This window comes from Burkholderia sp. KCJ3K979, from assembly GCF_016759955.1.
Taxonomy (GTDB): Bacteria; Pseudomonadota; Gammaproteobacteria; order Burkholderiales; family Burkholderiaceae; genus Burkholderia; species Burkholderia orbicola.
The window spans coordinates 1-3,834 of the sequence record NZ_JACFYV010000350.1; the positions used below are offsets into that span (position 1 = coordinate 1).

Genomic DNA, 3,834 nt, shown 5'->3' on the forward strand with positions numbered 1-3,834 from the left:
AGGCCGTCGAGGCCGCGCGCAAGGCGCACGAGATGGGGCATACGGACGGCCTCGAGTGCATGCTGATGTTCATCGGCGACATCGAGGACTATCCGTCGCGCCATCGCTACGTCGACGAACTGCGCCGCGTATCCGCGGGCCGGCAAGCCGCCGCTGCTGCTCGATTTCGCGACGAGCGCGATCGCGTACGGCAAGACGCGGGTCGCGTACAACCAGGGCAAGCGCGTGCCGGCCGGGTCGCTGATCGACCATCGCGGCGAGCCGACCGACGATCCGGCCGTGATGCACGAGCAGCCGTTCGGCGCGTTGCTGCCGTTCGGGCTGCACAAGGGGTATGCGCTCGCGGCGATGTGCGAGATCTTCGGCGGCGCGCTGGTGGGCGGGCATACGACCTACGGCGATACGCTGCAGAAGACGAGCGCGATCGTCAACGGGATGCTGTCGGTGCTGATCGATCCGAAAGCGTTCGACGCGGCCGACGCCGAACGCGAAGCCGATGCGTTCGTCGCGTGGGCGAAGGCATCGCCGCAGGCCGGCGATACCCCGGTGCAGGTGCCCGGCGAACCGGAAGAGGCGAGCCGTGCCGCGCGCGGCACGTCGGGTATTCCGGTCGACCGTGCGACGTGGCGGCAGATTCGCGAGAGCGCGGCGGCCGTCGGTTTCGACGCGGCCGAGCTCGATGCGTGGACGCGGCGCTGCGAGGCATCCGCATGAGCTGGCAGGCGGAGAAGGCGCACGGCGAGGAAATCGCGTATCAGCTTGCGCCGCTGGGTACGGTCGCCGTTGCACGGTTCTTCAGCGGCGCGGCGTTGCGGCTCGACGGCGTGATGTTCGGCTTCATGTCGCGCGGGTCGCTGTTCCTGCGGGTCGACGATGTGAACCGGCCGGCGTTCGTCGCGGCCGGGATGGGGCCGTTCTCGTATGCGCGGCCCACGCGCACCGTCTCGCTCGAGGGCTATTACGAAACGCCGGCCGACGTGCTCGAGGACGCGGGTGCGCTGTTCGACTGGTGTCGCAGCGCGTATCGCGCGGCGCTGCTGGCCGGGCCGCCGAAGCGCAAGGCGAGGGCGGCGTCGAAGACGGTATCCGGGGCGGGGCCGAAAGCCGCGCCGAAAACTGCAGTGAAGGCTGCGCCGAAACCGGCGTCGAAACCGGCAACGAAACCCCCATCGAAACCGGCGACGAAGCCTGCAACAAAACCGGCAACGAAACCCGCGTCGGCCCAGAAAACGAAGCAGGCGGCGAAATCCACATCGAAACCGGCGTCGGCGCAGAAACCGAAACCGGCATCGAAATCATCGCCCGCGCCGGCACGGAAACCCGCGGCGAAGCGCAAACAGGCGTAGTCCCCATCACGAGGAGCGACGATCTCGCGATTTTCGCTTTCCTTACTTTCCGACTCGCCTGTCGCTCCCGACCCGCACGCTGCGCGGCCGACTCGCGCGCACGATCCGGCGCCCGAACGCATCGAGCTTGACGCCCCGCACGTCCTGCATGCTTCACAACCGCGCCGCCGGCGTTTATGATCGGCGCGGGTTGCGCCCGTGCCTCGCGCGACCCGCGCCGGCCTCGCCGCCGGCCCCGCGAACGGCGCACCGGACGCCGCGCGGCACGCTTCCCCACTCATCATTCCAGACGGAGACAGCCGATGCTCGTCCTGATTCTCGGTTTAGCGATCTTCCTCGGTGTGCACTCGATCCGGATCGTCGCCGACGGCTGGCGGTCCGCGACGATCGAGCGGATCGGCGAGAAGGGCTGGAAGGGCGGTTACGCGATCGCGTCGATCGTCGGCTTCGTGCTGATCGTCTGGGGGTACGGGGTCGCCCGTGCGGGCGCGACGCTGCTGTGGGTGTCGCCGGTCGGCGTGCGCCACCTGACGGGCATGCTGACCGCGGTCGCGTTCGTGCTGATCGCCGCGTCGTACGTGCCGCGCAACCGGATCAAGACGCTCGTCGGGCATCCGATGCTGGCCGGCACGATGGTCTGGGCGGTCGCGCACCTGCTCGTGAACGGTACCGTGCACGCGGTCGTGCTGTTCGGCGCGTTTTTCGTGTGGTCGATCGTCGATTTCGTCGTGTCGCGTGCTAGGGATCGCCGCGACGGTGTCCGCTATCCGGCCGGCGGGCTGGCCGGCGACATCGCAACCGTTGCGGCTGGCCTCGTCGCGTGGGCCGTGTTCGCGCGGTTCCTGCACGGCCCGCTGATCGGCGTGCGGCCGTTCGGCTGAACGGAACGCGCACGCCGGTCGGCCTGCCGCCGGTCAACGACCCTTCGCGCCGGCGGCCTGCCCGAACGACGGCTGCCTGCGCCGCAGCAAGTACGCCGCGACGATCGCGAGCGCCGTCAGGACCGTGAACCAGAACTGGAAGCGCGAATCCGGGTTGAACGCCTGCGACCCCAGCACGGCCACCAGCGCCAGCAGCGCGACCCAGTTCGACACCGGATAGAACCACGCGCGGAACGCCGTCGGGTCGCGTTGCTCGTGCTTCGTCTGCCGACGCATCGCGAAGTGCGCGACGATGATGAAGATCCACACGATCATCACGAACGCGCCGCTGCTCTTCGCGAGCATCAGGAACAGATCGCCGCCGCTCACGAAGTGAATGCCCAGGATCGACACGCAGATGGCGAGGCACAGCACGAGCGCGTTCATCGGCACGCCCTTCGCGTTGGTGCGGCCGAACATCGCCGGCGCGTGGCCGCGCTGGCTCAGCGAGAACAGCATGCGCGAGTTCGAGAACAGGAACGAGTTCATCACCGACATGAACGACACGAACAGCACGATCTTCATCGCGACGGCGGCGCCCGTGAAGCCCGCCATGCCGAACAGCGACACGTACGGCGATTTCAGGTTGACCTTGTCGGTCCACGGCATGCACAGGATCAGGATCGACACCGAGCCGACGTAGAACACCATCACGCGCACGATCACGCTCTTGATCGCGCGGATCACGTTCCTGCTCGGGTTTTCCGATTCGCCCGCGGCTACCGCCGCGATCTCGCTGCCGCCGAGCGAGAAGATCACGACCATCACGCCGGCGAGCACGGGCGAGATGCCGTTCGGCATGAAGCCGCCGTGATCGGTCAGGTTCACGAGCCCCGGAGCGGGAATGCGCGGCTGGAAGCCGAGCAGGATCGACGCGCCGAGCGCCATGAACACGATGATCGTCGCGACCTTCGCGAACGACAGCCAGTATTCGGCTTCGCCGAACGAGCGCACCGAGTACGCGTTGCTCGCGATCAGCGTGACCAGCATGAATAGCGCGCCGCCCCAGACCGGCAGCCACGGCAGGAAATCGTGGAGGATCGCGCCGAGCAGGATCGCTTCGACGGTGATCGTCATCATCGACTTGAACCAGTACAGCCAGCCGACCGCGAAGCCGGCCCATTCGCCGAGGTAGCTGCTCGCGTACGTGGAGAACGAGCCGCTGTCGGGATTGCGGGACGCCATTTCGCCGAGCATGAACATGACCAGCGTGACGATCACGCCGCCGATCAGGTACGACAGGATTGCCGCGGGGCCGGCCGTTGCGATGATCGCGCCGGAGCCGACGAACAGGCCCGCGCCGATCACGCCGCCGAGCGCGATCATCGTGATGTGCCGTTGCTTGAGGCTCTGCCTCAACGTGTTGTCCTGCATCTCCTACCTCTAGTTATTGTTGGCCGGGAACGTATCGGGCGGCACGGCGGCAGGCGTTCCGCCGCCGCGGGGGCGCCGATGTCGAGGGAGCGTGTGCGACGCGATGTGCGGGCCGCCGGCGGTGAATCGGGATGACGGCCACGGCGTGCCGGTCGGTGCCCGCGAGAGGGCGATGATCGCGACAACCCGGATTG

At 67.9% G+C, this 3,834-nt stretch carries 5 protein-coding genes and 1 pseudogene; 3 read left to right on the forward strand and 3 right to left on the reverse strand.

The window, feature by feature from the left end; all coding sequences use genetic code 11:
* Positions 1 to 194: hypothetical protein (locus H3O04_RS36440; protein WP_237666534.1), on the reverse strand; the 194-nt coding region annotated here is incomplete at its 3' end.
* Here H3O04_RS36440 and H3O04_RS34350 point away from each other — a divergent pair.
* The 3 genes and pseudogenes from H3O04_RS34350 to H3O04_RS34360 all read left to right on the forward strand — a co-directional run.
* Positions 109 to 714: pseudogene (locus H3O04_RS34350) on the forward strand (Ldh family oxidoreductase); the annotation flags it as partial. The gene H3O04_RS36440 and the pseudogene H3O04_RS34350 overlap by 86 nt on opposite strands.
* A complete protein-coding gene (locus H3O04_RS34355; RefSeq protein WP_202589411.1) occupies positions 711 to 1,346 on the forward strand; it encodes a TfoX/Sxy family protein in 636 nt (211 codons plus the stop codon). The pseudogene H3O04_RS34350 and the gene H3O04_RS34355, both read left to right, overlap by 4 nt.
* A 302-nt stretch (positions 1,347 to 1,648) precedes the next feature.
* Entirely contained in the window at positions 1,649 to 2,227 is a 579-nt protein-coding gene (locus H3O04_RS34360; RefSeq protein ID WP_023476037.1) for an NnrU family protein, read from the forward strand.
* Between the two features lie 33 nt (positions 2,228 to 2,260).
* Here the strand turns inward: H3O04_RS34360 and H3O04_RS34365 are convergent, their stop codons facing one another.
* Together H3O04_RS34365 and H3O04_RS36445 are read right to left on the reverse strand one after the other, a co-directional pair.
* A complete protein-coding gene (locus H3O04_RS34365; RefSeq protein WP_202589412.1) occupies positions 2,261 to 3,640 on the reverse strand; it encodes an amino acid permease in 1,380 nt (459 codons plus the stop codon).
* A gap of 9 nt (positions 3,641 to 3,649) precedes the next feature.
* A partial coding sequence (locus tag H3O04_RS36445; RefSeq protein WP_237666536.1) for a hypothetical protein occupies positions 3,650 to 3,834 on the reverse strand: 185 nt, incomplete at its 5' end.